The organism is Zooshikella harenae (assembly GCF_018837975.1).
In the GTDB taxonomy this organism is placed as follows: Bacteria; Pseudomonadota; Gammaproteobacteria; order Pseudomonadales; family Zooshikellaceae; genus Zooshikella; species Zooshikella harenae.
In genome coordinates, this window is sequence record NZ_JAGSOY010000033.1 from 19,852 (window position 1) to 46,299 (window position 26,448).

Annotated in this window: 26 protein-coding genes and 1 tRNA gene; 14 read left to right on the forward strand and 13 right to left on the reverse strand. The window is 42.9% G+C overall.

The annotated features are described in order from the left end of the window. Positions 1-306: 306 nt before the first annotated feature. Together KCG35_RS14270 and KCG35_RS14275 are read left to right on the forward strand one after the other, a co-directional pair. On the forward strand, positions 307-507 hold the full coding sequence (locus tag KCG35_RS14270) for a hypothetical protein (RefSeq protein WP_215820458.1): 201 nt from the start codon (positions 307-309) through the stop codon (positions 505-507). Next, positions 476-988 (forward strand): substrate-binding periplasmic protein, encoded by a 513-nt coding sequence (locus KCG35_RS14275; protein ID WP_215820459.1) that lies wholly within the window; start codon positions 476-478, stop codon positions 986-988. The genes KCG35_RS14270 and KCG35_RS14275 overlap by 32 nt, the downstream gene beginning before the upstream one ends. 235 nt (positions 989-1,223) lie before the next feature. On the opposite strand, the gene KCG35_RS14280 is transcribed toward KCG35_RS14275, so the two are convergent. Next, positions 1,224-4,547 carry a DEAD/DEAH box helicase gene (locus KCG35_RS14280; protein WP_215820460.1) on the reverse strand — a complete coding sequence of 1,108 codons (3,324 nt, stop codon included), beginning with the start codon at positions 4,545-4,547 and terminating at the stop codon, positions 1,224-1,226. A gap of 397 nt (positions 4,548-4,944) precedes the next feature. Beyond that, positions 4,945-5,035, reverse strand: a tRNA-Ser gene (locus KCG35_RS14285). Positions 5,036-5,335: 300 nt separating this feature from the next. Between KCG35_RS14285 and KCG35_RS14290 the strand changes: the two genes are divergently transcribed. The 5 genes from KCG35_RS14290 (at position 5,336) to KCG35_RS14310 (ending at position 7,547) form a co-directional block, all read left to right on the forward strand. After that, positions 5,336-6,013 (forward strand): Bax inhibitor-1/YccA family protein, encoded by a 678-nt coding sequence (locus tag KCG35_RS14290; RefSeq protein WP_215820461.1) that lies wholly within the window; start codon positions 5,336-5,338, stop codon positions 6,011-6,013. A 90-nt stretch (positions 6,014-6,103) separates the two neighbouring features. Beyond that, positions 6,104-6,496, forward strand: coding sequence for a sulfurtransferase complex subunit TusD (tusD, locus tag KCG35_RS14295; RefSeq protein WP_215820462.1), 393 nt, complete (start codon positions 6,104-6,106; stop codon positions 6,494-6,496). An 11-nt stretch (positions 6,497-6,507) separates the two neighbouring features. Then, a complete protein-coding gene (tusC, locus tag KCG35_RS14300; protein ID WP_215820463.1) occupies positions 6,508-6,900 on the forward strand; it encodes a sulfurtransferase complex subunit TusC in 393 nt (130 codons plus the stop codon). A 2-nt stretch (positions 6,901-6,902) separates the two neighbouring features. Then, complete coding sequence (gene tusB / locus KCG35_RS14305) at positions 6,903-7,208, forward strand: sulfurtransferase complex subunit TusB (RefSeq protein ID WP_215820464.1); 306 nt, start codon at positions 6,903-6,905, stop codon at positions 7,206-7,208. Between the two features lie 3 nt (positions 7,209-7,211). Continuing rightward, positions 7,212-7,547 (forward strand): TusE/DsrC/DsvC family sulfur relay protein, encoded by a 336-nt coding sequence (locus tag KCG35_RS14310; RefSeq protein WP_215820465.1) that lies wholly within the window; start codon positions 7,212-7,214, stop codon positions 7,545-7,547. Positions 7,548-7,652: 105 nt separating this feature from the next. Here KCG35_RS14310 and cysG read toward each other — a convergent pair whose 3' ends face one another. The 6 genes from cysG to KCG35_RS14340 all read right to left on the reverse strand — a co-directional run bounded on the left by cysG (position 7,653) and on the right by KCG35_RS14340 (position 15,164). After that, positions 7,653-9,059 carry a siroheme synthase CysG gene (gene cysG / locus KCG35_RS14315; protein ID WP_215820466.1) on the reverse strand — a complete coding sequence of 469 codons (1,407 nt, stop codon included), beginning with the start codon at positions 9,057-9,059 and terminating at the stop codon, positions 7,653-7,655. A 58-nt stretch (positions 9,060-9,117) separates the two neighbouring features. After that, positions 9,118-10,404, reverse strand: a complete 1,287-nt coding sequence (gene serS / locus KCG35_RS14320) for a serine--tRNA ligase (RefSeq protein WP_215820467.1) — start codon at positions 10,402-10,404, stop codon at positions 9,118-9,120. A gap of 62 nt (positions 10,405-10,466) precedes the next feature. Next, positions 10,467-10,847: a fluoride efflux transporter CrcB gene (crcB, locus tag KCG35_RS14325; RefSeq protein WP_215820468.1), complete on the reverse strand. Its 381-nt coding sequence runs from the start codon at positions 10,845-10,847 to the stop codon at positions 10,467-10,469. A gap of 3 nt (positions 10,848-10,850) precedes the next feature. Beyond that, positions 10,851-12,182, reverse strand: coding sequence for a replication-associated recombination protein A (locus KCG35_RS14330; RefSeq protein ID WP_215820469.1), 1,332 nt, complete (start codon positions 12,180-12,182; stop codon positions 10,851-10,853). Beyond that, a complete protein-coding gene (lolA, locus tag KCG35_RS14335) occupies positions 12,183-12,806 on the reverse strand; it encodes an outer membrane lipoprotein periplasmic chaperone LolA (RefSeq protein WP_215820470.1) in 624 nt (207 codons plus the stop codon). Positions 12,807-12,833: 27 nt separating this feature from the next. Next, on the reverse strand, positions 12,834-15,164 hold the full coding sequence (locus tag KCG35_RS14340) for a DNA translocase FtsK (RefSeq protein ID WP_215820488.1): 2,331 nt from the start codon (positions 15,162-15,164) through the stop codon (positions 12,834-12,836). Between the two features lie 369 nt (positions 15,165-15,533). On the opposite strand from KCG35_RS14340, the gene aat reads away from it, so the two are divergent. From aat to infA, 3 genes are all read left to right on the forward strand, one after another. After that, positions 15,534-16,232 (forward strand): leucyl/phenylalanyl-tRNA--protein transferase, encoded by a 699-nt coding sequence (aat, locus tag KCG35_RS14345; RefSeq protein WP_215820471.1) that lies wholly within the window; start codon positions 15,534-15,536, stop codon positions 16,230-16,232. Positions 16,233-16,261: 29 nt separating this feature from the next. Further along, a complete protein-coding gene (locus KCG35_RS14350; protein ID WP_215820472.1) occupies positions 16,262-16,969 on the forward strand; it encodes an arginyltransferase in 708 nt (235 codons plus the stop codon). Positions 16,970-17,317: 348 nt separating this feature from the next. Next, the gene (gene infA, locus KCG35_RS14355; protein ID WP_027706826.1) at positions 17,318-17,536 is read left to right on the forward strand and encodes a translation initiation factor IF-1; all 219 of its coding nucleotides are present in this window, start codon (positions 17,318-17,320) and stop codon (positions 17,534-17,536) included. 406 nt (positions 17,537-17,942) lie between these two features. Here infA and clpA read toward each other — a convergent pair whose 3' ends face one another. Then, positions 17,943-20,201 (reverse strand): ATP-dependent Clp protease ATP-binding subunit ClpA, encoded by a 2,259-nt coding sequence (clpA, locus tag KCG35_RS14360; RefSeq protein ID WP_215820473.1) that lies wholly within the window; start codon positions 20,199-20,201, stop codon positions 17,943-17,945. Positions 20,202-20,238: 37 nt separating this feature from the next. Next, complete coding sequence (gene clpS / locus KCG35_RS14365) at positions 20,239-20,637, reverse strand: ATP-dependent Clp protease adapter ClpS (RefSeq protein ID WP_373687354.1); 399 nt, start codon at positions 20,635-20,637, stop codon at positions 20,239-20,241. Positions 20,638-20,847: 210 nt separating this feature from the next. On the opposite strand from clpS, the gene cspD reads away from it, so the two are divergent. Continuing rightward, complete coding sequence (gene cspD, locus KCG35_RS14370) at positions 20,848-21,129, forward strand: cold shock domain-containing protein CspD (protein WP_215820474.1); 282 nt, start codon at positions 20,848-20,850, stop codon at positions 21,127-21,129. Positions 21,130-21,249: 120 nt separating this feature from the next. Here the strand turns inward: cspD and icd are convergent, their stop codons facing one another. The 3 genes from icd to moaC all read right to left on the reverse strand — a co-directional run bounded on the left by icd (position 21,250) and on the right by moaC (position 23,769). Continuing rightward, complete coding sequence (gene icd, locus KCG35_RS14375) at positions 21,250-22,506, reverse strand: NADP-dependent isocitrate dehydrogenase (RefSeq protein ID WP_215820475.1); 1,257 nt, start codon at positions 22,504-22,506, stop codon at positions 21,250-21,252. A 322-nt stretch (positions 22,507-22,828) separates the two neighbouring features. Then, positions 22,829-23,284, reverse strand: a complete 456-nt coding sequence (locus KCG35_RS14380) for a molybdenum cofactor biosynthesis protein MoaE (RefSeq protein WP_215820476.1) — start codon at positions 23,282-23,284, stop codon at positions 22,829-22,831. Next, positions 23,281-23,769 (reverse strand): cyclic pyranopterin monophosphate synthase MoaC, encoded by a 489-nt coding sequence (moaC, locus tag KCG35_RS14385; protein ID WP_215820477.1) that lies wholly within the window; start codon positions 23,767-23,769, stop codon positions 23,281-23,283. Before moaC ends, KCG35_RS14380 begins: the two co-directional genes overlap by 4 nt. Before the next feature lie 366 nt (positions 23,770-24,135). Between moaC and KCG35_RS14390 the strand changes: the two genes are divergently transcribed. Genes KCG35_RS14390 through hflD form a run of 3 tightly spaced genes read left to right on the forward strand, consistent with a single transcriptional unit; the run spans position 24,136 to position 26,417 of the window. After that, positions 24,136-24,600, forward strand: a complete 465-nt coding sequence (locus KCG35_RS14390; protein ID WP_215820478.1) for an NUDIX hydrolase — start codon at positions 24,136-24,138, stop codon at positions 24,598-24,600. Positions 24,601-24,645: 45 nt separating this feature from the next. Further along, positions 24,646-25,773 (forward strand): tRNA 2-thiouridine(34) synthase MnmA, encoded by a 1,128-nt coding sequence (gene mnmA, locus KCG35_RS14395; protein WP_215820479.1) that lies wholly within the window; start codon positions 24,646-24,648, stop codon positions 25,771-25,773. Between the two features lie 20 nt (positions 25,774-25,793). Beyond that, a complete protein-coding gene (gene hflD, locus KCG35_RS14400; RefSeq protein WP_215820480.1) occupies positions 25,794-26,417 on the forward strand; it encodes a high frequency lysogenization protein HflD in 624 nt (207 codons plus the stop codon). The last annotated feature ends 31 nt before the right edge of the window (positions 26,418-26,448 follow it).

A 26,448-nucleotide genomic window follows, 5' to 3' on the forward strand; every position in this document is an offset into this window, starting at 1 on the left:
CGTGCTTGGTTTTTGACTTTTTTGCTGATCACTTTCTACTTTGATGACGTTAACGTTGGCTGTAGGGAATAATATTTATAGTGTCGGTTTATACCTTTAAAGAGGTATTTTACAGTATAAACCTTGGATATTAGGTATTAGTCAGCAGAATTTGGAATTATGTACTTAACTATTGAACATGGATTGGGGTAGAAAAACAGGAATGAACTCACAGCCAATCATTTTTTGAACAAGATTAAATTATAAAAAAATGTTTTGAAGTGAATATATATGAGCATACTTCCTTAAAAAGTAGGTGAACTTATCATGAAATCACTGTTGACGGTTTTATTGATTAGCTTGTTTTCAATAGGTAATGTGACTGCAGAAAAACTAAAAATTGCAGCAAATTCATGGGCTCCCTTTGTTGGAGAGGAGTTAGTGAATAAGGGCTTCTCTACTGATTTAGTGACCAATATTCTGATCAAGGCTGATTATGACATATTGTGCCATGGGCACGGGCATTAAATGGCCTTTTGATGGGGATTATGATGCGATTTATATTGCCTGGTATAGTGATGAACGCGCTAAACAACTCAATTATGCTGAGCCGTACTTAGTGAACCGAATTAAATTTATTAAGCGCAAAGGTGAAAAGATTACCTATAAAACGTTGGAAGATCTTAAACCATACAAAATTGGAATTGCTCGTGACTATGCTTATCAAGCTGATTTTGATAATGCATTTTTTTTTAAAAAAGAGCCTGCAAGAACATTTGTCTTGAATTTAAAAAAACTACTTTCTAAGCGAATCGATCTGACCTTGGAATATGAGTGGGTAGCTAAATATGAGATTGCGAATAAAGCAAAAGATACTGAGGGCAAGGTTGAGTTTGTTGATAATGCCCTCAGTGAGAATCCATTACATTTTGCGGTAAGCCGAAAAAATCCTAATCATGAAACCATTGTAAAGAAATTTAATGAAGCGCTTGCCACCCTCAAAAAATAGGGTACTTATGATGAAATCAAAACGCTTCATGGTTTTTAATATACCCTTCACGAATCATTTTTAGGGTTTGTTGTCAGCGCTCTTGACCACCAAGGATGGTGGGAATGCAGTATATGCAGGAGCATTTAACTGCCACCCCAGTCACTTATTAATATAAGCTCCAGGGGCTTCATCGCTTGACGGCCTCCCCTAAAAACCCTTCGTTTTGGGTATAAATTACATGTGGATTGCTAAGTTACTCATGTTGGTCAAATGGCTGTAGTAGTAGCTGTAAGTCTTCGTCAGTCAGTGATGTTTTAACGGTGGGGGCTTCATTGTATAAAGCATCAGCCAACTGTTGTTTTTTTGCTTGTAACATGAGCATTTGTTCTTCAATGCTATGCTGAGTCACTAAGCGGTAGACAAATACTGGCTTGTCCTGACCTATGCGGTAGGCTCGGTCGGTAGCCTGCTGTTGAACAGCAGGATTCCACCAGGGGTCATAGTGAATGACTGTATCAGCTGCGGTTAGGTTTAATCCTACCCCCCCTGCTTTAAGGCTGAGTAAGAAGATAGGGATATCACCTTGCTGAAACTCTTTAATAACTGCATGTCGATTTCGAGTTTGCCCTGTAAGTTTTACATAGGGTAATTGTTTGTCAGTTAACTCTTTTTCAATTAATTGCAGCATGCTGGTAAATTGCGAGAAAACCAGAATTTTTCGATCTTCAGCCACCAGCTGCTCTAACATGTCAATAAGCATTTCGCGTTTAGCAGACTGGGTGACTTGTTGAGCTTCAGGGAGCTTAACAAGCTGTGGGTCACAACAGACCTGACGTAGTTTCAAAAGAATATCCAGAATTTCAATTTGACTACGTTTTAAGCCTTTTTCTGCGATCAAGTTAGACACTTTATTCGCCATAACCTCACGTAACGTGGCATATAACTTCCGCTGCTTGCCAGTAAGGCATACCAGCTTGGTCATTTCAGTTTTGGCGGGTAGTTCTTTTGCGACTTGGGCTTTGGTACGACGGAGTAAGAATGGCCGAATACGTTGGGTAAGTTCAGCCTGACTTTGACTGCTTTCCTGTTGCTCAATGGGCTTTCGGTAAAGCCGACGAAACTGTTGTCTAGTGCCGAGCAGTCCTGGAGTAAGGAAGTCAAACAGCGCCCAAAGCTCTTCAAGATGATTTTCGATAGGTGTTCCTGTTAGGCACAAACGATGTTGAGCATCGATCAGGCGTACCGCTGTTGCAGCCTTCGAGCGGGCATTTTTAATGGACTGGGCTTCATCAAGGACCATTAAATAGAAAGGTGTGTTTGATAGATGAGTAGCATCTCGTTGTAAGGTGCCATAGCTGGTAATGATCATATCAATGTGGTTACCCGCTATCTGCGACCAAAGTTTCATTCGGTCTGTACCGTGCCAAATCAATGTTTTTAATTGAGGAGTGAAGTGGTTTGCCTCTTGCTGCCAGTTTTCCAATAAGCTAGTTGGCGCAACGATCAGTGCAGGTTGTTTCAGCCTTCCCTTCTCTTTTTCATAAAGAATATGGGCAAGAGTTTGCAGTGTTTTACCTAGGCCCATGTCATCGGCCAGGATACCGCCTAGATGGTATTTTCGTAAAAACTGTAACCAGTTCAAGCCTTGATGCTGATAGTCTCGAAGCTGCGCTTTAAGTCCCTTAGGAGGCATCACCACTTCCATCAGGTCATGATTCAACTGCTTACCTAGCCCAAAAAGTGCTTTGTCTCCCTGACGATGGATATTATGCAGTTGTTCGGTTAACTGATGAATTCTACCCAAAATCGCTTTAGGCAATGAAAGGCCTTGTTTCCGCTTTAATGTCGGGCGTTCATAAAGCTCAACCAAAATACCGATGATTGGTGCAACATCTTCTACAGGCAAGGTAATCCAGCGTTGGCCATTTGGGTGTAGCAATACAACAGGATCAGGTAATGGTTCATCAGGCTGCAGTGTTGTGCGCTTCATCCAGTCGATGAGCAATGGCAGTAGCGCAATATCTTCACCATCAATATTTATGGTGAGATTAAGTAGTACCTGGCTTTGTGTTTCGGGTTGTAAAGTAATTGACCATTGTTCAGCTTCAATAAATAGTTTTTCAGCGCTGTCTTTGATATCAACAGTCCAACCCTTTTGCGTTAGTTGATTAAGCTGCTGGCTAAAAAACTGGTAGTTACTGATGGGGTCTTCTTTCGCATCGGGTAAAGGGAATGGCAGCTTGATATCTGTTGTTAGCTGGCAATGCTCTGTAAACACCGCTAATGCTGTCAGCAGCTCAGTTGTTAATATTTTTTCTTGAGTTAAATCTCGCTTCAGCGTGACAGATTGGCCTTGCTTAATACTAAAGGTATGGTATGTATCAGCTGTTGTATCACCCGCAAGGAAGTGCTGTTGACCATAAATAAATAAGGCATTTACAACATAATGTGTTTCAACCCACTGGATTAGCAATTTAGGTTTGGGTGATTCTGTGGGATTAATCGTCGTTTCTGGTGAGGGTAAAGGCAGTACCTGTGAAAGCTTTTCTTGCTGAATAAATGCACTCAACTCGTCAAATTGTGAAGCACTTATGCCAGGCATATAACGAAGGGCATCAAATAAGCTGCTATCTAAAGATTGCTCAATAATACCACAGGCACCAGAGGTTTCATCTATATAAAATGTGGGTGTTGTCGCTATTGATATCCAGTCTTTAGGTGTGTTCTGGAGGACTATTTCAAGTTTGTAGTGCCCTTTAACTTCAGCCCATCTTAAAGATGCTTGCCTAGACTTGTCTAAAAATAACTTATGGCCTTCAGTCTGTGTTAAATAGGCCCTACCTGTTGTGATCAAGCGCTTGAGTAGCTCACTATTGATTGTTGGTTGCAGGCGTTTATCAAACGCAAACATATCAGAAATAGGTTTTAATGCGCTAATGATGACCTGATCTTCTCGTGTTAACGCTGGGTGAGCTGTTACATTGCCTGTCAGTGGCTTGATTAATTTCCAGCCATTTACACCTTGTTGATACAGACCAATAGAGAAAAAAAGTTCAGTACTTGCTGCGCTGGTTAAAGGTTGTAATAGATACAGTACGGTTGGCTGACGAGAAATATCTGAAGCTGAGGGTAGCTCAATCGTTTTATAGGCTTCAGGCGTTGTTGGTTTGCGTCGTTGATATTGCTGATACCATACAGCCCACTGATTTTCGGGGACAGATGGTTGCTTTTCTGCAGCAGTTTGATTCTGTTTGAGTTGTTGCAGTAAAGGTTGCTGCTGATACTCAATAAAATGTAGTAAGGCTGCTACAACATGTTTGCAATTAAAGCCTGTAGTGCATGTACAATCGCCATTAATAGATGAGTTTCCCACTTCTCTACGGATGATAATGTGCTGTTCATGAGGCGAGGCTTCATGATTATCAATATGGCTGATCAGCGATACTGCATTTGGGTGAATTTGATCAATTCGAACACTGAGCACCTGGCCTGCTTTAAAGCAGTGTTTACCTCGGCCAAGTGTGGCATTGGAAAAAGCATGGTGGAAATCTTGTTGTTTAAGAAAAGTATGGATCATGAGCTAGCAACCTAAGCAGATCAATCCTGTAGTAACCCAGATTAAATAGTCATTGCAAGCATGCATCAGGTAATTCGAAATGTATGACTGAATTATTAATTTGTTGATTCATAGTGAATGGCGAAGACCTATACCTTTCAAGTATTTTGTAATAGCCACTTGTATTGCAATGGATACTTCTCCATTTTAATGATTTGGCCATGTTGTGCTAATTCGTGTTATGTGCTGTTTGTATGAGAGCGCTAGTTAAACCACTATGGTACTCTGAATACTAAGACGCTGACCAGTGTCAGACACAGCAGAATAACGCTTTTGATGGATTGACAGGTATTAACCCGTCTTGCTAGACAATAAAAAAAGCCGTCTACTAAGTAGACGGCTTTTCTAGATCTTAATATGGCGGAGAGGCAGGGATTCGAACCCTGGGAGGGGTATTAGCCCTCGCCGGTTTTCAAGACCGGTGCTTTCAACCGCTCAGCCACCTCTCCGGAATTGAATTTCGGTTTGGATTATAACGGCTTGGTATAACATTGCAACTTTTAATATTTTGATGTGTTAATTTTGATTTAATACATCATATATTGAACGTTGCTCCCTCTATCCAAGGAGGTCTGTTACATCTCGCCGCTTGCCAAAGTACTGTTTGGCCGCCCCCGAAACACGAGGCGTATCTTACTGAATTTTTTTGGAGAGTCAACAGTCTAATTTCTTGATTTATATGAAGTACCAGGTATGATCATTTAAAAGATTCTCAATTGCACAAAAAATCATCAAACGGGGAGGTGGACGTGTTCGAGAATAAAGTAACAGCTGCTACAGCAACAGCGCATACTATTGAGCGCTCGGTTCTTGAAACTAATAAAGTGTTAAAGAACACTTACATATTATTAAGTCTATCATTAGGCTTTTCTGCGGTGATGGCTTATGTATTCCGCTTTTCTGCACCTATAAACCCTTGGGTATTTTTGGGTGGTTTCATAGGCTTATCCTTTTTGGCTCAGATGCTTTGTCGAAGTGTTTGGGGGATTGCTGCTGTCTTTGCATTCACTGGATTTGTGGGGTACGCAATTGGCCCAATTATTGGCATGTTTTTACAAACAGCTGCTGGTACATCAATCGTTGTGAATGCACTAGGTGGAACCGCAGCAATCTTTTTAGGTCTTTCTGGTTATGCGTTAATGACGAAAAAGGACTTCTCTTTTCTAAGAGGGTTTATCACCGCAGGTGCAATTGTGTTAATGATTGCTGTTGTGATGTCATTGGTATTCGATATTGGCGGTTTTAGCCTGGCTATCTCATGTGGTTTTATGCTGTTTGCCAGTGCGCTGATCCTGTTTCAAACGGGTCAGATTATTAATGGCGGTGAAACTAACTATATTTTAGCTACTATTACACTGTATGCCTCAATATATAACTTGTTTATTTCTTTATTACATATCTTTATGGCACTAAGTGGTGATGACTAATCACTTGTGACCAGTAAATAGTTAATATAAGCTCAATTAAACCCTGCCAATGCAGGGTTTTTTTATTAAGGGAGCTTAAGGAAGTCAGCTATGATTTTTTCACTAACCATTTTAGGTGCGCCATATCACTCTGCAGCACCAAGCACAGCGCTTCGCTTTGCCAAAGCATTACTAGCTGAAGGCCATCAGATTTATCGTATTTTCTTTTATGGGGAAGGTGTTCATGTGACTAGCCGAATTGCCGTTCCGCCACAAGATGAACAACAGTTGTCTCATGCTTGGCAAAGCTTGATAACAGAATACCAACTTGATGTTGTTGTCTGTATTGCTGCAGCACTTCGTCGAGGTATTATTGATAAGCAGGAACAGCAACGCTATCAATTGGATGCTAATAACATGATAAAGCATGCTGAATTATCTGGCTTAGGACAGTGGGTTGATGCTTGTCTACAAAGTGATCGAGTGGTCACCTTTGGTGAATAAGGAGTAACCCAATGGTGGAACACGCTGAAAGCAAAGAATGTAAAAAAGAAAAAAAAATTGCAGTCCTTATTACACAACCTCCCTATCAGTCAATAGCAGGTAAAGAAGGCTTAGACTTAGCGCTGGTGGCAGCCACCTTTGAGCAATTTGTAAGCCTATTTTTTATTGGTGATGGGGTTTGGCAACTGGTTAAAAATCAGCAACCTGAAGTGATAAGCCAAAAAAATATCAGTGCCAGTTTTGGCGCTTTAGGGTTATATGGAATTGAGCACGTTTACACTGATGCCTCGGCACTTAAAAACTATAACCTGACTGAACAGGATTTAGTGACAACGACACAAGTGATTGCTTTGGATGAGCTAGGCAGTTTAATAGCCTCCCACGATATTATTATTAATTTTTAATTATGACGATACTACATACAGTTAATAAATCAGCTGCATCCTATCCTGCCCTTGAACAATGTTTGGCGACCATGCAAGCAGACAGTGCATTGTTGCTTATTGAAAATGGTGTGTTAAATGCGGTTAAGGGTGGTTTAAAGGCTGACCAACTTACTTTGCTTGCAGAGCAAAAACGATTATATATTCTGGAAGTTGATGCTGTGGCTAGAGGGGTAACTCAGCGGTTATTACCCAGTAGTCAGCTCATCAGTGATAGTGAATTCGTTCGGTTATGTACGGTATTTGATACGGTTCAGAGTTGGTATTGAGCTATGCAGCAGTTAGTGATTGATGAAAGAATAATTAGTCAGGATAAAGAAGGCTACTTGGTGGCCCTTGAAGACTGGAGTCCTGAAGTAGCAAAGGCACTCGCCGAAAAAGAAGGCCTTGAGTTAACCGACCAACACTGGCAACTGATTGAGTGTATACGAAATTTTTATCAGCAGTTTCAACTGTCGCCTGCTATGCGCCCTTTGGTCAAATATATTGGCCAGCAACTGGGAAAAGAAAAAGGTAATTCAATTTACTTAATGAAGTTATTTCCCGGAAGTCCTGCAAAACTAATGGCAAAAATTGCCGGCTTGCCTCGACCAGATAATTGTTTATAGACTTATGTTTTTTTGAGAGGTCGCTAGATTTAGCGGCCCTTCCCTCCTGACCTTTTGCGATACCCTACAAGGCTGTGGAAGATATATTTGCTCTGAAGTATTTTTCTATTTAGGGGTTATTGTGGGTTGAGGTTGATACCAGCTCAGTTGTTTATGAAGTTTAACCACGTTGCCCACTATGATCAGTGTGGGTGGTTTAATAGTGTGCTGGGCAATAAGATCAGGCATTGTCATAAGTGTGCCAGTAAAGACCTGCTGCTTTTCCGTTGTGCCTTGTTGGACAAGTGCAATCGGTGTCTGAGGGTCGCGGCCATGCTGAATAAGTTGCTGGCAGATTTCAGCCAGTCCCATCAATCCCATATAGAACACCAATGTTTCATTAGTGACACATAGGCTTTGCCAGTCTAAGTCGAGCTTGTCATACTTACGGTGGCCAGTTATAAAACGCACAGACTGTGCGTAATCTCTGTGCGTCAGAGGAATCCCTGCATAGCAGGCACAACCTGATGCAGCAGTAATACCGGGTACCACTTGAAATGGGATGCCGGCCTCCGCTAAACGATCAATTTCCTCTCCTCCCCGACCAAAAATAAACGGGTCACCACCTTTCAGACGCAGCACGCGCTTGCCTTCTTGGGCAAGAGAAACTAAGAGTTCATTGATTTGTGCTTGCGGCAGAGCGTGATTAGAGCGGGCTTTACCTACATAGATTCGCTCAGCATCACGTCGGGTTAGTTCAAGAATCGCGGGTGCAACCAGTCTGTCATAAAGGACTACATCCGCTTGTTGCATTAGCCGCAAGGCTCTAAATGTCAGTAAGTCAGGATCACCAGGACCACCTCCGACTAAATAAACTTCCCCTTGCTTGAAGTGATCTGGATTTATTGTTTGCAGTTGCTGCTGAAGTTGGTTTTCTGCGTCTTGCTCCTTACCCGCTAAAACCAATTCTGCCGTATTACTTGAAAAGAATTGCTCCCAGAAAACGCGGCGCTGACGTACAGTTGGAAATGCAGCCTTAATCTGAGGACGGAAACGTCCGGCTAGTGCTGCAAGCTTACCATATGCCGCTGGAATTAAGGTTTCGAGCTTACCTCGTAACAATCTGGCCAGTACGGGGGCTGTGCCACCACTAGTGAGTGCAATGACTAAGGGGGAGCGATCAATGATCGCGGGAAAAATAACCGTTGATAATGAGGGGGAATCAACCACATTAACGAGTATGCTTCTTTGCTGTGCTAATTGTGAAATTTGCTCATTTGTTGCTGTGTCATTGGTACAGGCAATAACAAGACGAAATACGCCAATATCGTCAGATAAAAAGCGGCGAGCAAGGTGGGTACCCTGATACTGATTTAGCAACTCATGAAGTTCAACAGTGCAATCAGGCGCGATAACGGTGAGTTGAGCACCCGCCTGCAGTAGCAGGCGAGCCTTCCGAGTAGCGACATCACCACCACCTACAATCAGGCAAGGTTGATCCTGTAACTGATGAAAAAGTGGTAGGTACTGCATCACCTTGCCCTGTGTGTTAAATTAAAGCCTGTGCGTTAAACAAAAAATGCTTGTAATGTTATTCAATCACCGTTAATCCACCCATATAAGGTTGGAGCACTTCAGGGATATGAATACGTCCAGCTTCATCTTGATAGTTTTCCATGACTGCAATCAGGGTGCGACCTACTGCGAGACCAGAACCATTAAGCGTATTCAGTAGCTCAGGTTTATTGGATTCAGGATTACGCCAGCGAGCTTGCATACGACGTGCCTGATAGTCCCGAGTATTACTGCAAGATGAAATCTCACGGTAGCGTTGTTGGCCTGGTAGCCACACTTCAATGTCATAGGTTTTAGCTGCAGAAAAGCTCATATCGCCACCACAAAGCACCATGACCCGGTAAGGTAAGTCCAGCAACTGCAGAATTTTTTCCGCATGGCCAGTCAATGCTTCCAAGGCTTCATCAGACTCTTCGGCTTTGACGATGTGTAATAACTCAACTTTGTCAAACTGGTGCTGGCGGATCATGCCGCGAGTATCACGGCCAGCACTACCCGCTTCACTACGGAAACATGGGGTATGGCAGACAAACTTTAAAGGCAGCTGATCAGCTGCAACAATCTCATCACGTACCATATTGGTGACAGGTACTTCAGAGGTGGGAATTAGATAGTATGGCTGCAGAGTGTCATCACCACGATCAACTTTAAACAGATCCTCTTCAAACTTAGGCAACTGCCCTGTACCGAGTAGGCTGTCTGCATTGACCATATAAGGCACATAGATTTCTTGATAGCCATGCTTTTGAGTATGGGTATCGAGCATAAACTGTGCTAATGCACGATGAAGTCTGGCAATAGGCCCTTTCATGGTGATAAAGCGTGAGCCTGTTATTTTGGCAGCACGTTCAAAGTCCATTCGTTGATGTTGTGCGCCAAGATCAACATGATCTTTGGCCGTAAATGAAAACGATTTAGGCTCGCCCCAGCGACGTATTTCCTGGTTATCGTCTTCAGTCTCACCGACAGGCACAGCTTCATCAGGAATATTGGGGATTTGGAGTAACAGTTTATTAAATTCTTCCTGGACTTCAGCAAGCTCTGTTTCAGCGGTTTTAACCTCTTGACTCAGTTGATCCATTTTGGCTTTTAGTGGTGCAACATCCTCACCACGCTTTTTTAACTCACCAAACTTTTTCGATTCAACTTTACGCTCATTTTGTAATTGTTGAGTACGGACCTGAATCGATTTACGACGACTTTCCAGTGACTGAATACTGGACACATCAAGCTCAAAGCCACGATTTTTGAGTTGTTTTGCTAATTCTTCAGGGTTGGTTCGTACTAGTTTTGGGTCTAACATGAGCGTTTATAACCTTATTGAAAAAGCTCGCGCAATTTATTGTATTTACTAAAAGTTCAATCTTACACAAGAAAGCGCTCAACAAGCCAGAACCCAAGCCAGGTTGCGATTAAACACAATACAACACTGAGCAACAGGTAACCTAATGCTATTGATAGCTCACCATTTTGCAGAATACGTAATGCATCCAGCGAGTAAGTTGAAAAAGTCGTGAAAGCACCTAAAAAGCCTACAATTAATCCGTTACGCCAAACAGCCTGCAACTGCAAGCGTTCGACAATAGCGTAATAAGCAATGCCAATTAGGAATGAACCCACAACATTGACCAAGAGTGTGGGTAAAGGAAATAGCTTACCGCCAGTTGTCGCATAAATAAAGTAAACTGAATATCGAGCCATAGCGCCAAGAGCGCCACCAAGGCCAATAATTAATAATTGTTGCATGGATTAATCCTGATAGCGCTTGTGGCCACTGTTTGCATTTAACGTGACTAGATGTGCTAGTTTGTCACTGATCTTGTGTTCTAAACCACGCGGTACGGGATGGTAGTAATGACGTTGCTTGATTTCTTCAGGAAAGTAGCATTCCCCAGCGGCAAAAGCATCTGGCTCATCGTGTGCGTACCGGTAGCTATCCCCGTAGCCCAGTGACTTCATAAGCTTGGTTGGTGCATTACGTAAGTGCTGCGGTACTTCATATGAGGGGCTTTGCTTCACATCGGCCATAGCGGCTTTAAAGGCCTTGTATACCGCATTACTTTTTGCGGCACAGGCACAGTAAACAATGGCTTGAGCAATGGCCAACTCCCCTTCTGGACTTCCTAGGCGTTCCTGTACTTGCCAAGCATTCAGGCTAACCTCCAGGGCTCTGGGGTCAGCATTGCCAATATCTTCACTGGCCATACGCACAACCCGGCGCGCAATATACAGAGGATCACAACCGCCGTCGAGCATTCGGGCAAGCCAGTAAAGTGCTGCATCAGGATCTGAGCCTCGTACTGATTTGTGTAATGCTGATATTTGATCGTAAAAAGCCTCTCCACCTTTGTCAAAACGCCGCAAGCTTTGACTGAGAACAGGTTTGATGATGTCTGCAGTGAGTGTTTCTTGTGGTGAAATAAGGTCGACTGCTATTTCTAATAAATTCAGTAGCCGGCGTGCATCACCATCAGCTGCCTGGCGTAATAGGTGGCTTGCGTCATCCGTAATCTTAAGTTGTTGTTGACCTAGTCCATGTTCCATATCTGTGAGTGCGCGATTTATGAGTTTACATAAACTATCATCGTTAAGTGACTGTAATACATAAACTCTTGCTCTGGATAGCAGCGCATTATTCAGTTCAAAAGAAGGATTTTCTGTTGTCGCACCAATAAAAATTAGCGTACCGTCTTCCACGTAGGGTAAAAAAGCATCTTGTTGAGCTTTGTTAAACCGATGTACCTCATCAACAAAGAGAATGGTTTTACGTTGTTGTTGGCGGAGCATAAGGGCTTTATCAATGGCTGCACGAATCTCTTTAACGCCTGAAAGAACAGCAGAAAGTGTTAGAAATTCAGCCTGAGCATGGTGAGCAATCAACTTGGCAAGTGTCGTTTTTCCAACACCTGGGGGACCCCAGAAGATCATGGAGTGGATAACACCTTGGCTTATTGCATCGTACAGTGGCTTGCCTGGTGTCAGTAGGTGTTCTTGTCCAAGGTAGTCTTTGAGTTGCTGGGGGCGCATACGCGCCGCCAGTGGTTGATAGGGTGTTTCTTCTGAAAATAATGATAAAGTCATCTAACGCTCAATAACATCAACCCCTTCAGGGATGTCCAGTTTAAATTGGCCTGGCTCAATCTCAACATTGTTTTTAACATTGGAAAAGGCAATATCCGTCACTGAGCCTAGGGTATCTTTAAGCATCATGCCAGTAATCTGCTCACCCTTAAAGCTGATTTGCAATGATTCAAACGCACTGTCTTCGGCTTTAGGTTTGAGTAAAAAACTAGGTGTATCACCTGATTTACTGGCTTGTGAAATATCAAAGTTTTCTTTGAGCTTTTTGACATCACCACTTAACAGTAAAGCGGGAGTGGAACTGAGCTGCTTATCCAGTTTCTGAATGGTAACTTGTTCGAGATCTGGGTCATAAACCCATACCTTTTTACCATTGGAAATAACCAGCTGTGGAAATGGTCCTGTTACTTCCCAGCGAAACAGGTTAGGTCGTTGGACGGATAACGTACCATTGGATTCTCTAGAGCGTGACTCTGCATCGTTTTGTGTTTTTTGCTGAAACTTAGCGGTGACTGTATTGGCTTTGGCCAATAAGCCATTTAACGCTTTGGCTGCTTCGGCATCTGCAAATAATGCCATTGGTAAACCCGTTAACACTAAAGCAAGAGAAAGTTTACGCAACATGTTTAACCCTTTTAATGTCAATGCAAATTATGGTTGAGGTGGTGCCGCGACTAACACTTCACGCGCGCCATTGCTACTCATGGGGCTAACCACACCTGCTGTTTCCATCGATTCAATAATTCGAGCTGCTCGGTTATAACCGATTTTAAGTTTCCGTTGTACAGCTGAAATTGAAGCGCGGCGTGATTCTGTGACAAACGCCACTGCTTCGTCATAAAGCTGGTCTTGTTCTGAATCACTATCCAGGCCAGCGCTGAAAGCACTACCTGCCCCTCCATCATCGACAGCACCTGTTAGAATATCATCAAGATAATCTGGTTCTGCTCGTTGTTGCCAGTCATTCACAACCTGGTGGACTTCATCATCTGCGACAAAGGCGCCATGTACACGAATGGGGACAGCAGTTCCTGGTGGGAGGTATAACATATCACCTTGTCCCAGTAACTGTTCGGCACCACCTTGATCAAGAATGGTTCGAGAGTCGACTTTAGATGACACTTGGAAGCTGATGCGGGTCGGGATATTAGCTTTGATTAAGCCTGTTATGACATCTACGGATGGTCGCTGAGTCGCCAAAATCATATGAATACCTGCAGCACGCGCTTTCTGAGCAAGACGAGCGATCAGTTCTTCCACTTTTTTGCCAACAATCATCATCATGTCAGCAAACTCATCAATCACGATGACAATGAAAGGCAGAGTTTCCAGAGTCAGTGGCTCCTCCCCTTCAATGTTTTCATGAAACGGATCAAGTAAGGGTTCCCCTTTAGCTTTTGCCTCTTTTATCTTGCGGTTAAAGCCTGCAATGTTTCTAACCCCCATCGTCGCCATAAGCTTGTAACGACGTTCCATTTCTGCAACACACCAGCGTAGTGCATTAGCCGCTTCTTTCATGTCGGTAACAACGGGTGCCAGCAAGTGTGGGATACCTTCATAAACAGATAGTTCCAGCATTTTGGGGTCTACCATGATCAGCCTAACTTCTTCTGGACTGGCTTTAAACAGCAGGCTGAGTAGCATGCTGTTAACCCCGACTGACTTACCTGAGCCGGTTGTACCTGCTACCAACAGGTGAGGCATTTTAGCCAGGTCAACCACAACAGGTAGACCTGCAATATCATGACCGAGTGCCAGACTAAGTGGTGATTTGGCATCAGCATAGGCTTCAGAGTTAATAACTTCACTAAAGTGCACTACTTCGCGGTCTTCATTGGGTATTTCGATACCCACCACAGATTTACCTGGGATCACCTCAACAACACGAACACTAATGACCGCTAGCGAGCGTGCAAGGTCTTTGGCGAGGTTGGCAATCTTGCTGACTTTAACGCCTGGAGCAGGCTGAATTTCAAACCGTGTAATCACTGGACCTGGGTGCACAGCAACAACCTCCGCAATCACACCAAAGTCTTTTAGTCGGTCTTCTAACAAGCGGGATAACAGCTCTAACGTTTCGGGTGAAAACCCTCGATCTGTTGATTTATCTGGCTCATTTAGCAGGGATGCTTCAGGTAATGAGCCGTCACTTTTTCCTTGATAGCGTACCTGTCGACGTTGTTTGGGTTGAGATATTTTGGGAGGGCTTGATGCAGGCACCTCTACTGCAGGATCCTCACCTACCATGTTTTGGGTTGAGGCTTCATAGACTAAATCGGCTTCAGGCGCTGAAAGTAGTAATGGGTCCTGACGCTTTTGACTGGTTTTCTTACGACGAGCTGGAGGAGTAGAGGCAGCCTGCCTTTTTGCCCTCCCCTCCCAGTAACGTTGCCACTGGTTGATGGTTAATCGTCCAATATGGGCCAACGCACCAAAAAAATCCAAGGTGATTTTTCCTAGTAAATCCATGAAATGAAACCAGGAAAGATCAGTTACTATAGTGAATCCAAACAGGAAAAGTGAAAGCAGTAAAAGGGTTGAGCCAATAGTATTCAACACTGGCATGGTTTCAGCAATCAACAGGTTGCCCAGAATACCTCCTGCAGTGGCAGGCATTTCAGCGGCATATTCTGTAAAATGCAATGTGGCTAAGCCCGCGCCACAGATAATGCTAATACCTAAACCCGTTAGCCTTAGTGCCCAGATAGGTAGTCTGAATTGCAATGGGTCATGACGTTTACGTAATAGCTGTATCGCCATAAACCCAATAAAAAATGGAAATAGAAAAGCAAAATAACCAATAAACCAAAGTAATAGATCTGCAACCCAGGCGCCACTTCGTCCAACTAAATTATGAACGGCACCATGAGTTTGCCCCGTATGAGACCAGCCTGGGTCTGCTGGACTATAAGAAAAGAGTGCCAGTATTAAGTAAATACAGCTGGCAATCAGGGCTATGAGCAAACCTTCACGCAGACGCATGCCAATATGATGACGCGCCCGTGTTGGCGTACTTGGAGTTTTTCTGCTTCGTTTGTTAACTGTTTTTGAACCTTTCAAATCAATGACCTTAACGCGATCTTACACTTACAGAGTTTGACCAAGTTGACACACGTTAGAATTAAAAGTTCTTACATTGTACGGGTTTAGCACTTGGATGCTAGCCGTGCAATCCCTTATGTTGTCGATTTTTTGACATCATGTTGTCGTTAAACCGCAAATTACATACCGAACTCTACATTAGCTGTGCTTGCCGTTAGCACTGTTTTATCTGAGCTTATTAATCATAGTAATGACATTACGAATATGGTTTCATTCAAGAATAACGTTCATTAATAATACACGACACTCATGATTCGATTACCATTGTTGTTGCCTGGCAACGTTTGTTTTCCACCTGTGTCACATGCCTTGAAAGAACCAAATGGGCTGCTTGCCATGGGGGGGGATTTAGAGGTAAGTAGTTTGGTTAAAGCTTACCAGCAAGGTATTTTTCCCTGGTTTAATGAGGGAGAACCTATTCTGTGGTGGAGTCCTGATCCGAGACTTGTCTTATTTCCACATGCTGTCCATATCAGTCGTAGTTTGCAAAAAACACTAAACCGCAAAAACTTCAGTTTTACTTTTGATCAGGTATTTAATGAAGTTATCACGGCTTGTGCTGCACCTCGAAGTAAACAAGCGGGCACTTGGATAACACCAGCAATGTTATCAGCCTATCGTGCTTTACATAAACAAGGCATCGCTCACTCCATTGAATGTTGGCAAGGTGATCAACTTGTGGGTGGGCTTTATGGGGTGGCCATTGGTCGAGTTTTTTTTGGTGAGTCCATGTTCAGTAATGTGTCTGATGCTTCTAAATGTGCTCTGGTTGTCCTGGCCAAGCAGCTACATGCATGGCAGTTTGGGTTGATTGATTGCCAAGTAGAAAGTGACCATTTAATCCGCATGGGTGCTGAAACCCTTTCTCGAGAATCTTTTCTAAACTACTTAGAAAGATATTGTTCTTTACAAGGTCCTGAGCAATGGTCAATTACCGTAGATATCTGATTTAAACGCCTGTTGACTGTGAAAAGACTATGTCAGAGTTAAAGGAATTAAAGTTTTTTGCGACCCATCCTCATACCTGTAGCTATTTACCTGATCAGGAGGCAACCACATTGTTTCTTGATCCAAGTAAAGAGTTAAGCGCGGCACTGTACAGCCAGTTGACTGATTTTGGCTTTCGACGGAGTGGTCAGCATTTGTATCGTCCACACTGTCGTTATTGTCAGGCGTGTATTCCAGCAAGGATTCCTGTGACTCACTTTAAACGTAAACGGCGTTTTCAGCGAATCTGGAATAGAAATAAAGACTTGGTAGCTGAAGTGGTTAACCCTGGTAGTGAGGATGAGATTTACCATCTTTATGAAAAGTACATTTTTCTTCGTCATCAGGATGGTGACATGTTTCCACCCAGTAAAGAGCAGTTTGAGTCTTTTTTGGTAGGGGGTTGGGACTTTGCCCAGTTTTATCTTTTTTGGGAGCAGTCACGGTTGATTGCAGTGGCCGTTACCGACCAGTTGGATAATGGGTTGTCAGCGATTTATACCTTTTATGACCCTGAGTATAGCCAGCGTAGCTTGGGTACCTTTGCTATCTTATGGCAAATAGAGGCATGTCAGCTATTAGGGTTAGATTATGTCTACTTGGGATACTGGATAAAATCCTGCCAGAAAATGCAATACAAAGGAGAATACCGTCCGCTGGAGGTTTTTGTAAATAATAAGTGGATTGAGTTGCAGTAATAATCTTTACGCCTACAATTAAGGTCTGATGACACTTAGGGAAGAGTTACTAATCATAGCTAATCTTCTGTCGATATCACTTCAGCATTGCTGCCTTGCTTTGCCTTTTCGTTGTTGAGGCAATGCTTGCTTAGTGGCTTTTCCTCCTGTGCCTTTTAAGGTAAAGCGTTGCTATCTGAAACCAGTTTTCTTTGCCCTGCTGAGAAAAATGTGGTCATAAAATACGATATTGTTATAGCAACCTTTACTTTTCTAGTTGTTTTCAGGCAGAATTCACCCCTATTTTGGGCTGGTCATGGCTAGGCCTGATACAGACTTGGTAAGTAACATGAAGAGGTAAAGCGCCGAATGGCAAAAGAAGATTCAATTGAAATGGAAGGTACTGTTATTGATACCCTTCCAAATACGATGTTTCGAGTTGAGCTGGAAAATGGGCATGTTGTTACAGCACATATTTCTGGCAAGATGCGTAAAAATTACATTCGTATTTTAACGGGTGATAAAGTGCGGGTTGAGTTAACTCCTTATGATTTAAGTAAAGGCCGTATCACCTATCGTGCTCGTTGATAGATTTTAGACGACAGTATGCTGTTATGAGACTACTTGTGAACGTTAGTTAAGAGATTAATAGGCTTAATTTTCGTCGTTTTAATACTAACACCTGATCGCATCATTCAACGGTAGGGATCAATTATAACGCGATATGATGAAGTCGCGTCCACGATACTAGTACAAGTGTTGGAGGTTGCCTTTAACTGCTTAGTATTATCGGAAACTTGGTGATATAAACTGTCTGGCTTATGGATAGTCAGTAGGCATTAAGCCTGTTCAGTCAACGGTTTTAAACAGTTTATTGTATTGAAAGCATCCGAATAGCAGTTGGTTCTGTTATTCGGATGTTTTTGTTTGGGTATGTTGTACTGTCATGAAATAAAAGTTGCCTCAGTTAGCCGCTAACTGAGGCATATTTGTTTTAGTGGTCTTCTAACTCAAAGTTCAGTTCGTCTTCTTTGACAAAGACTTTGACAGTACCACCATTACCAGCGAGTTTGCCGAATAGAATTTGTTCCGCTAAAGGTTTTTTCAATACATCTTGAATGACCCGTACCATGGGTCGAGCGCCCATTTGCTTGTCATAACCTTTATCAGCCAACCAAGCTCGCGCTTCTTCATCCACGTCCAACAGAACTTTTTTGTCATCCAACTGGCTTTGAAGTTCGGTGAGAAATTTATCCACCACATGTTTGATGGTTTCTTCAGTAAGTGGCTGAAACTGGATGATGCCATCCAAACGGTTGCGAAACTCTGGTGTGAAGGTTTTTTTGATGATTTCCATAGCATCTGTTGAGTGATCTTGCTCAGTAAAACCAATTGAAGCTCGGCTGGTTTGTTCGGCCCCAGCATTGGTTGTCATCACCAGAATAATATTTCGAAAATCAGCTTTACGACCATTGTTGTCTGTTAGTGTGCCATGGTCCATGACCTGAAGGAGCAAATTAAATACTTCAGGATGCGCCTTTTCGATTTCATCCATGAGCAACACACAATGAGGAGACTTGTTAATCGCCTCAGTAAGTAAACCTCCCTGGTCATAGCCGACATAGCCTGGGGGGGCACCAATTAAACGGGAAACAGTATGGCGCTCCATATACTCAGACATATCAAAGCGAACCAGCTCAATACCAAGAATTTCAGCAAGCTGACGACTGACTTCTGTTTTACCCACACCAGTAGGACCTGCAAACAGGAATGAACCTACAGGTTTTTCAGGTGCTTTTAGCCCTGCGCGTGACAATTTGATTGCAGTCGTCAATGAGTCTATGGCTTCGCTTTGGCCAAAGACCACCATTTTTAAATTACGCTCCAGATTCTTAAGCACTTCTTTATCTGAAGCGGAAACACTTTTAGGAGGAATTCTCGCTATCTTAGCCACAATGGTTTCGATATCGGCGACACCAATCGTTTTCTTGCGCTTGTTTTCGGGTTGTAAACGCTGAAAGGCTCCTGCTTCATCGATAACGTCGATGGCTTTGTCTGGCATATGACGATCATTGATGTAGCGGTCAGCCAATTCTGCTGCAGCTTTTAAGGCAGTATCCGTATACTTAATGGCATGATGCTCTTCAAAACGAGATTTTAGCCCTTTTAGAATTTGGAATGTATCCTCCACAGAGGGTTCATTAACATCGACTTTTTGAAAGCGTCTGGCCAGTGCACGGTCTTTTTCAAAAATGCCACGGAACTCTTGAAAGGTTGTGGAACCGATACAGCGTAACTCTCCTGATGTTAACATAGGCTTTAGTAAATTCGAGGCGTCCATTACGCCACCCGAAGCTGCACCTGCACCAATAATGGTATGAATTTCATCAATAAATAGAATGGCATGACGTTTTTTACGTAACTCAGCCAGTAAGTGTTTAAAGCGTTTTTCAAAGTCACCACGATATTTGGTTCCTGCTAGCAGGGCACCCATATCTAATGAATAAATGGTAGCATCCTGCAAAATATCAGGTACTTCGCCATCAACTACACGTTTTGCTAACCCTTCGGCGATGGCTGTTTTACCTACACCTGCTTCCCCGACGAGTAGCGGGTTATTTTTACGACGACGAGTTAGTATTTGTGAAACACGTTCTAATTCGCTGTCACGGCCAACGAGCGGGTCAATGCGACCTAGTCTGGCCTGTTCGTTAAGGTTGGTTGCGTAGTTTTCTAGCGGGTTGCTAGACGCTGTTCCTTCACTGACGCCCTCCTCCTCTTGCTCATGACCCACATCTTCTTGGTCAGAGGTGCCTGGCACTTTAGAAATGCCATGCGCGATATAATTGACGACATCTATACGCGCAATCGTTTGCTGTTTGAGAAAATAAACAGCCTGGCTTTCTTGTTCGCTAAAAATAGCGACTAAAACATTCGCGCCAGTGACTTCTTTTTTTCCTGAGCTTTGAACATGAAATACAGCGCGTTGTAATACGCGTTGAAAGCCTAGCGTCGGCTGTGTTTCTCGCTCTTGCTCATTACTGGGAATTAGCGGCGTTGTTGAATCAACAAACTCGGTGAGATCTCTACGCAAACGATCCATATCTGCGCCACAAGCTCTCAACACCTTTAACGCGGCTTCATTGTCCAATAGTGCTAGCAGTAGGTGCTCCACGGTCATAAATTCATGCCGTTTTGCCCGAGCGTCCTTGAAAGCAAGGTTCAGGGTCACTTCGAGGTCTTTATTCAGCATACTGGTACCTTAAGCATTCGCCATTAACTTTTGCTATTTAATTAGCTTTTTCTATTGTGCAGAGCAGTGGATGTTGGTTCTCTCTAGAATATTGATTAACCTGCTCGGCTTTAGTTTCGGCAATGTCGCGGGTAAAGACCCCACAAATCCCTTTCCCTTCTGTGTGCACTTTCAACATCACCTGAGTTGCTTTCTCTCGGTTCATGTTAAAAAACACTTCTAAGACTTCGACCACAAAATCCATTGGGGTGTAGTCGTCATTGAGCAGGACCACCTTATACATTGACGGGGGCTTAAGTTTCGGCTTGGCTGGCGCAACAAGAAGTTGACCGTCCTCATCGAAACTTTCTTGTCCGTCCTCATTTTCTAATGTTAGACGAAGTTCCTTTAGTTTACCCATTGCATACCAATCTGTTTTTTCACGACCAAGATTCATAAAGTTAGTATAATACCTTGCTTATGCTACAAATGCAGTTGTTAAAAACTTGACAGAAACCTCTGCATGTTAAACACTAGTTTAAAAACCACGCGTTGGTTTAAGTGTCTTATGTGTGACAATGTGACGTGGAATATTGTGACGAGGGACAGTGTCGCATATTTGTTGTAGGAACTACTCCGCAAGGAGTTTTTGCAGAGGGAATAAAGCATGCCAACAGGTAAAGTTAAATGGTTTAATAACGCAAAAGGTTACGGATTTATTTTGCCTGAAGATAGTAATGAAGACCTGTTTGTGCACTATTCATCAATTGAGATGGATGGCTACAAAACATTAAAAGCGGGACAACAAGTGAACTTTGATATTTTACAGGGACCAAAAGGGTTACATGCCATTAATATTGTGCCTGTAGAAGACAAAAGTGAACATGATCAAAGGGACGCTGAATCCAACCAAATTCACTCGGCAGATGATGTACATCTTCCAGCGTAAATTATTGGTGTCTGTTTGAGTGAAAAACCATAACAGGTTTTTTAAAGGGGCTAGTCAGCCCCTTTTCTATATGTACTTTTACGTGTGAATGCTATGAATGGGCCACCTTAGGCCTTGGGCTTACATATTGGCAACAATAGCATCAGCGAATTCAGAGCATTTTAGCAATGTAGCACCTTCCATCAGTCGCTCAAAATCATAGGTCACTGTTTTTGCGCCTATCGCTCCTTCCACACCTTTAATAATAAGGTCTGCAGCTTCTGTCCATCCCATATGACGTAGCATCATTTCGGCAGAAAGAATCAACGAGCCTGGGTTTACTTTATCCTGACCTGCATATTTGGGTGCAGTACCATGAGTCGCTTCAAAAATGGCTACGTTATCACTTAGGTTCGCACCTGGGGCGATACCAATTCCGCCGACTTCAGCAGCGAGTGCATCAGATAGATAGTCACCATTCAGGTTCAAGGTAGCGATGACATCATATTCGGCAGGACGCAGGAGAATCTGTTGTAGCATGGCATCAGCAATGACGTCTTTAATAATAATTTTACGTCCAGTGTTTGGGTTTTTGAGTGTGCACCAAGGGCCTCCATCCAATAACTCTGCACCAAATTCTTGCTGAGCTAAATCATAGCCCCACTCTTTAAATGCACCTTCAGTGTATTTCATGATATTACCCTTGTGGACGAGGGTAACAGATGATTTGTCATTATCGATGGCATATTGAATTGCACGACGAACAAGACGTTTGGTGCCTTCTTCAGAAACAGGTTTAATGCCAATACCGCAGTTTTCGTCAAAGCGAATTTTAGTGACACCCATTTCTTCTTTCAAAAACTTGATGATCTTATCTGCTTCAGAAGTGCCTGCTTTCCACTCAACACCCGCATAAATATCTTCGGAGTTTTCGCGGAAAATACACATATCAACATCTTGAGGGTTTTTGACTGGACTAGGAACACCCGTGAACCAACGTACGGGACGTTGACAAACATACAAGTCAAGCTCTTGGCGAAGTGCTACGTTTAATGAGCGAATACCGCCGCCGACAGGTGTCGTCAGAGGTCCTTTAATACCTACTGCAAACTCTTTGAAAGCTTCAAGTGTTTCTTCTGGCAACCAAGTATTTTCGTCATAAACCTGTGTTGCTTTTTCACCCGAGTAAACTTCCATCCAGGAAATTTTCTTGCTGCCACCATAGGCTTTTTTTACTGCGCTATCGACAACAGTAATCATGGCTGGAGAGACATCAACGCCTATGCCATCTCCTTCAATATAGGGAATAATTGGGTTGTTAGGAACATTGAGGGACAAGTCAGCATTAACTGTAATTTTTTCACCATGAGCAGGCACGTTGATGTGTTGATATCCCATTACTTACTCCATTTCGCGTGTATGAATTTTTTGGTTGAAAAACTGTATGACAACCTTTTTGATGGCATTATTGTTGTAGGTTTTGCCTTAAAAGTCACGTACTTTTTCCTTGTAAATACAACATGATAGGTAGGATTTTTCTGGTGAATAATGAATATAAATCTCAGTCTATTGCGTTATTTTATCTGATGTTTTATACAGTTATTTTACGTGACTTTTAAGTGACGTTACTACGTTACTTAAATAAAAATAGATGATCATTTGTTTTAAAGAATTTTGCTTGCGTATTAAAAGGCGGAGTGAATGTGTTAAGCGGGTATATTTATTTTACCCACTTTTTTCGTGCCTGTTGATCTGAAGCTTTTGCTATTACCCAATGAGTGCCATTTGAAGATACCTCTTTTTTCCAAAATGGTGCTTCAGTTTTAAGGTAATCCATCACAAATGAAGCAGAATCAAATGCTGCCTGCCGGTGATGTGCTGCGCTTCCAACAAACACTATCTGCTCATGTGCATGTAATATTCCTGTTCGATGAATAACCATGCATGCCAAAATATTCCACCGATTTGAGGCTTCTGTAATAATTTTTTGCAATGTTGTTTTAGCCATAGCAGGATAACATTCAAGCTCCATGTGTTGTATATCACCTTGCTCACTGAATTCTCGCACTAAACCTGTGAATGTCACTATGGCTCCTGCGCCCGGCGCGGCTTGCCGAAGCTGATGATAGACATAGTTATGGTCAAAATCGCTTTCCTGAATCTGAATAGTGATCATAATGAGGTCCGTTGCCAGTGCCCAGATTTCCCCCCTGTTTTTTCCATCAAGCAGGTATGTTCAATAACAATTCCTTTATCAAAGGCTTTGCACATATCGTAAAGTGTTAATGCTGCAATAGAGGCTGCGGTTAGTGCTTCCATTTCGACTCCCGTTTTCCCAGCGAGTTTACAACAGGCTAATACTTGGACTTGGTGATTGTCAGGTAGCAGGTTAAAGTCAATGGAAACATTACTAAGTGCTAAGCTGTGACATAGTGGGATCAGCTCAGCACATCGTTTTGCAGCTTGTATTCCTGCTATCCTCGCTACGGCAAAAACATCACCCTTGGGATTATCTTCAGTGAGTTTGTTAAAACTTTCTGCTGAAAAGCTGACTATGCTTTGGGCTGTAGCTGTGCGTGATGTTATTTGTTTTTCCGTGATATCCACCATATGGGCTTGCCCTTTGCTATCCAGGTGGGTAAATGGAGAACCGTTTTCCATCTTAAGCTCGCTTAGGTGTTAATTGTTAAAGTAGCTAAATGACACTGTAAATATACTGAGTTGTGATGCAAGTATTACTTATTTGTGTGTTCTGGGTAGATGGGGACCATACTGTAAATAAGGTAGGTTGTTAATAAGCAACGTAGCAATTATCTAAAAGCAAGGGCAATCTCATTGTTTTACAACCAAGCACTTACAAACATAATAGAAAAAAAAGTAGTGTATACCCTTCGCAATGGGTATATATCTTTTGGTTAATCATTTGCCTAAGCTTTAAATACTCGTCGGCTCATCAGAATAATTTCAGGTATCAGAAAGCCTTGGTGATGAATACGCAGGCCCTTCCCTTCACATTTGGACCTAATTATGACGGATAACTTTCAACCCTGGTGTCCACGGGTGGCAGTCGCCACAATTGTTGAGTCTGAAAATCGATTTTTGCTCGTAGAGGAGACTATTTTGGGTGAGCGAGTGATAAATCAGCCTGCAGGTCATTTAGAGTATGGTGAGTCTTTAGTGTCTGCTGCTCAGCGAGAAGCACTTGAGGAAACAGGATGGGAGATTCGTGTGACAGGCTTAGTAGGTATTTATCGGTTTAATCCTCCGCAGTCTCCAGGTGTTACTTATCATCGTTTTTGTTTTGTTGGCGAACCGATTAACCATATTGGTAACCAGGTGCTGGATGATGAAATAGAACAAGTACTCTGGCTTACATATGCCGATATTATACAACGTAAGTCGTCATTGCGGAGTCCTCTGGTACTTCGCTGTATAGAGGATTATCAAAAGGGATATCGATATCCATTGGAACTTATTGTAGAGCCTGCGTAGAATAGCACCTACTTAATTAAGTATGAGTAACATGTTCGGTAGTTTATGAGTAACCAAGAATATCCAGAACCGCAGAATACCCGAGTCATTGTGGGCATGTCTGGTGGTGTTGACTCTTCTGTCGCAGCCCTATGCTTAAAGCAGCAAGGCTTTCAGGTGGAAGGCCTGTTCATGAAGAATTGGGAAGAAGATGATGGCACTGAGTATTGTACTGCTCGTGAGGACTTAGCTGACGCCCAGGCGGTCTGCGACAAGCTGGGAATTCATCTGCATACGGCTAACTTTGCTGCAGAATATTGGGATAATGTATTTGAGCATTTTTTACATGAGTATCGTGCTGGGCGAACACCTAACCCAGATATCCTATGTAATAAAGAAATCAAGTTTAAAGCATTCCTGGATTATGCTCAGCTACTTGGTGCTGATTGTATTGCGACGGGACACTATGCGCGTCGAGGTTTGCACAATGGTAAGGCTTGTTTACTTACAGGTAAAGATCCTGATAAAGACCAAACCTACTTTTTACATGCTGTAGGTTATCAGCAGTTAGCTAAGACATTATTTCCGGTAGGGGAAATGCATAAACCTGATGTACGAAAACTGGCGGCTGAACACCAACTGATTACTCATAATAAAAAAGACAGTACAGGTATATGCTTTATCGGAGAGCGGCGATTCAGTGACTTTTTAAAGCGTTATTTACCTGCACAGCCAGGCCCAATTAAAACAGTAGATGGCGAGCTAATTGGTGAGCATCAGGGGTTAATGTATCACACACTAGGTCAACGCCAAGGACTTGGTATTGGTGGTGTTAAAGGTGCAAACGAAGCACCATGGTATGTGGTTGAAAAAGATGTTACGAATAATGTGCTGTTGGTGGCACAAGGCAATCAGCATCCTCTGTTATTCTCTGAAGCATTATTAGTCCGTCATGTTGATTGGATATCTGGAGAATGTCCTGCTTTGCCTATCAGATTGTATGCCAAGGTGCGCTATCGTCAGACTGAGCAACCTTGTGAGGTTAAACCGCTGCAGACTGGAGGCTATTTGGTGATATTTGATCAACCACAGCGCGCGGTTACACCAGGACAATCTGTGGTGTTTTATCAGGATGACCTTTGCTTAGGGGGCGGAGTCATTGAGTCCCGCTTACATACTAAACCAGTAGAATAAAATATAGCTTTCCTCTATTCATGAGTACGTATTCATATAAAGATCAGGCGTTGGCGTTAGCAGGTGTGTTCCAGGCTGCGAATCTTGTTGAAAAGGTTGCGAAGACGGGGCAAGCACCAGAAGACGCACTAACCTCCTCCCTCACCAGTATTTTAAATACATCACCTACTTCAGTGGCTGGTGTTTATGAAGGACCTAGTGGGGTAATGCTGGGGCTACGAGTGCTACGTAGTGTTTTGCAAAAAGAAGCGTCTTCCATGCAGACAGACACTATTCGTTATGCGCTGACCTTATTGCATTTAGAGCGTAAACTCAGCAAAAACCCCGCCATGCTTGCAGAAATTGCTAACCGCCTTGAAAAAATAAAAGACCAGGTTAATCACTTTGCGGTTACCCATGAAAATATTATTGCTGCTTTTGCCAGCCTTTATCAGGATACGATTAGTACCTTTCGTACCCGTATTCAAGTCACAGGAGAAATGCGGCATCTCCAGCAGCAAATGAATGCCGATAAAATTCGTGCGTGTCTTTTAGCTGGCATTCGTGCAGCGATGCTTTGGCATCAGACCGGCGGTAGCCGCTGGCAGTTATTACTTTCGCGCGGTAAGTTACTGGATGGTGTCGAGTCTTGTATTCGCGCTTGATTCAGATTTTGGGTTATACACGTTTGAACAA

What these genes read in the sequence shown, in the direction of transcription:
- clpS (WP_373687354.1), bottom strand. Translation starts at nt 20,637, where the DNA reads ATGAATCTTGGTCGTGAAAAAACAGATTGGTATGCAATGGGTAAACTA.
- KCG35_RS14280 (WP_215820460.1), bottom strand. Translation starts at nt 4,547, where the DNA reads ATGATCCATACTTTTCTTAAACAACAAGATTTCCACCATGCTTTTTCC.
- KCG35_RS14275 (WP_215820459.1), top strand. Translation starts at nt 476, where the DNA reads ATGACATATTGTGCCATGGGCACGGGCATTAAATGGCCTTTTGATGGG.
- tusB (WP_215820464.1), top strand. Translation starts at nt 6,903, where the DNA reads ATGACGATACTACATACAGTTAATAAATCAGCTGCATCCTATCCTGCC.
- hflD (WP_215820480.1), top strand. Translation starts at nt 25,794, where the DNA reads ATGAGTACGTATTCATATAAAGATCAGGCGTTGGCGTTAGCAGGTGTG.
- crcB (WP_215820468.1), bottom strand. Translation starts at nt 10,847, where the DNA reads ATGCAACAATTATTAATTATTGGCCTTGGTGGCGCTCTTGGCGCTATG.
- cspD (WP_215820474.1), top strand. Translation starts at nt 20,848, where the DNA reads ATGCCAACAGGTAAAGTTAAATGGTTTAATAACGCAAAAGGTTACGGA.
- KCG35_RS14350 (WP_215820472.1), top strand. Translation starts at nt 16,262, where the DNA reads ATGTCAGAGTTAAAGGAATTAAAGTTTTTTGCGACCCATCCTCATACC.
- aat (WP_215820471.1), top strand. Translation starts at nt 15,534, where the DNA reads ATGATTCGATTACCATTGTTGTTGCCTGGCAACGTTTGTTTTCCACCT.
- tusC (WP_215820463.1), top strand. Translation starts at nt 6,508, where the DNA reads ATGGTGGAACACGCTGAAAGCAAAGAATGTAAAAAAGAAAAAAAAATT.
- infA (WP_027706826.1), top strand. Translation starts at nt 17,318, where the DNA reads ATGGCAAAAGAAGATTCAATTGAAATGGAAGGTACTGTTATTGATACC.
- moaC (WP_215820477.1), bottom strand. Translation starts at nt 23,769, where the DNA reads ATGGAAAACGGTTCTCCATTTACCCACCTGGATAGCAAAGGGCAAGCC.
- KCG35_RS14270 (WP_215820458.1), top strand. Translation starts at nt 307, where the DNA reads ATGAAATCACTGTTGACGGTTTTATTGATTAGCTTGTTTTCAATAGGT.
- cysG (WP_215820466.1), bottom strand. Translation starts at nt 9,059, where the DNA reads ATGCAGTACCTACCACTTTTTCATCAGTTACAGGATCAACCTTGCCTG.
- clpA (WP_215820473.1), bottom strand. Translation starts at nt 20,201, where the DNA reads ATGCTGAATAAAGACCTCGAAGTGACCCTGAACCTTGCTTTCAAGGAC.
- tusD (WP_215820462.1), top strand. Translation starts at nt 6,104, where the DNA reads ATGATTTTTTCACTAACCATTTTAGGTGCGCCATATCACTCTGCAGCA.
- lolA (WP_215820470.1), bottom strand. Translation starts at nt 12,806, where the DNA reads ATGTTGCGTAAACTTTCTCTTGCTTTAGTGTTAACGGGTTTACCAATG.
- KCG35_RS14330 (WP_215820469.1), bottom strand. Translation starts at nt 12,182, where the DNA reads ATGACTTTATCATTATTTTCAGAAGAAACACCCTATCAACCACTGGCG.
- serS (WP_215820467.1), bottom strand. Translation starts at nt 10,404, where the DNA reads ATGTTAGACCCAAAACTAGTACGAACCAACCCTGAAGAATTAGCAAAA.
- KCG35_RS14390 (WP_215820478.1), top strand. Translation starts at nt 24,136, where the DNA reads ATGACGGATAACTTTCAACCCTGGTGTCCACGGGTGGCAGTCGCCACA.
- KCG35_RS14310 (WP_215820465.1), top strand. Translation starts at nt 7,212, where the DNA reads ATGCAGCAGTTAGTGATTGATGAAAGAATAATTAGTCAGGATAAAGAA.
- mnmA (WP_215820479.1), top strand. Translation starts at nt 24,646, where the DNA reads ATGAGTAACCAAGAATATCCAGAACCGCAGAATACCCGAGTCATTGTG.
- KCG35_RS14380 (WP_215820476.1), bottom strand. Translation starts at nt 23,284, where the DNA reads ATGATCACTATTCAGATTCAGGAAAGCGATTTTGACCATAACTATGTC.
- icd (WP_215820475.1), bottom strand. Translation starts at nt 22,506, where the DNA reads ATGGGATATCAACACATCAACGTGCCTGCTCATGGTGAAAAAATTACA.
- KCG35_RS14340 (WP_215820488.1), bottom strand. Translation starts at nt 15,164, where the DNA reads ATGCGTCTGCGTGAAGGTTTGCTCATAGCCCTGATTGCCAGCTGTATT.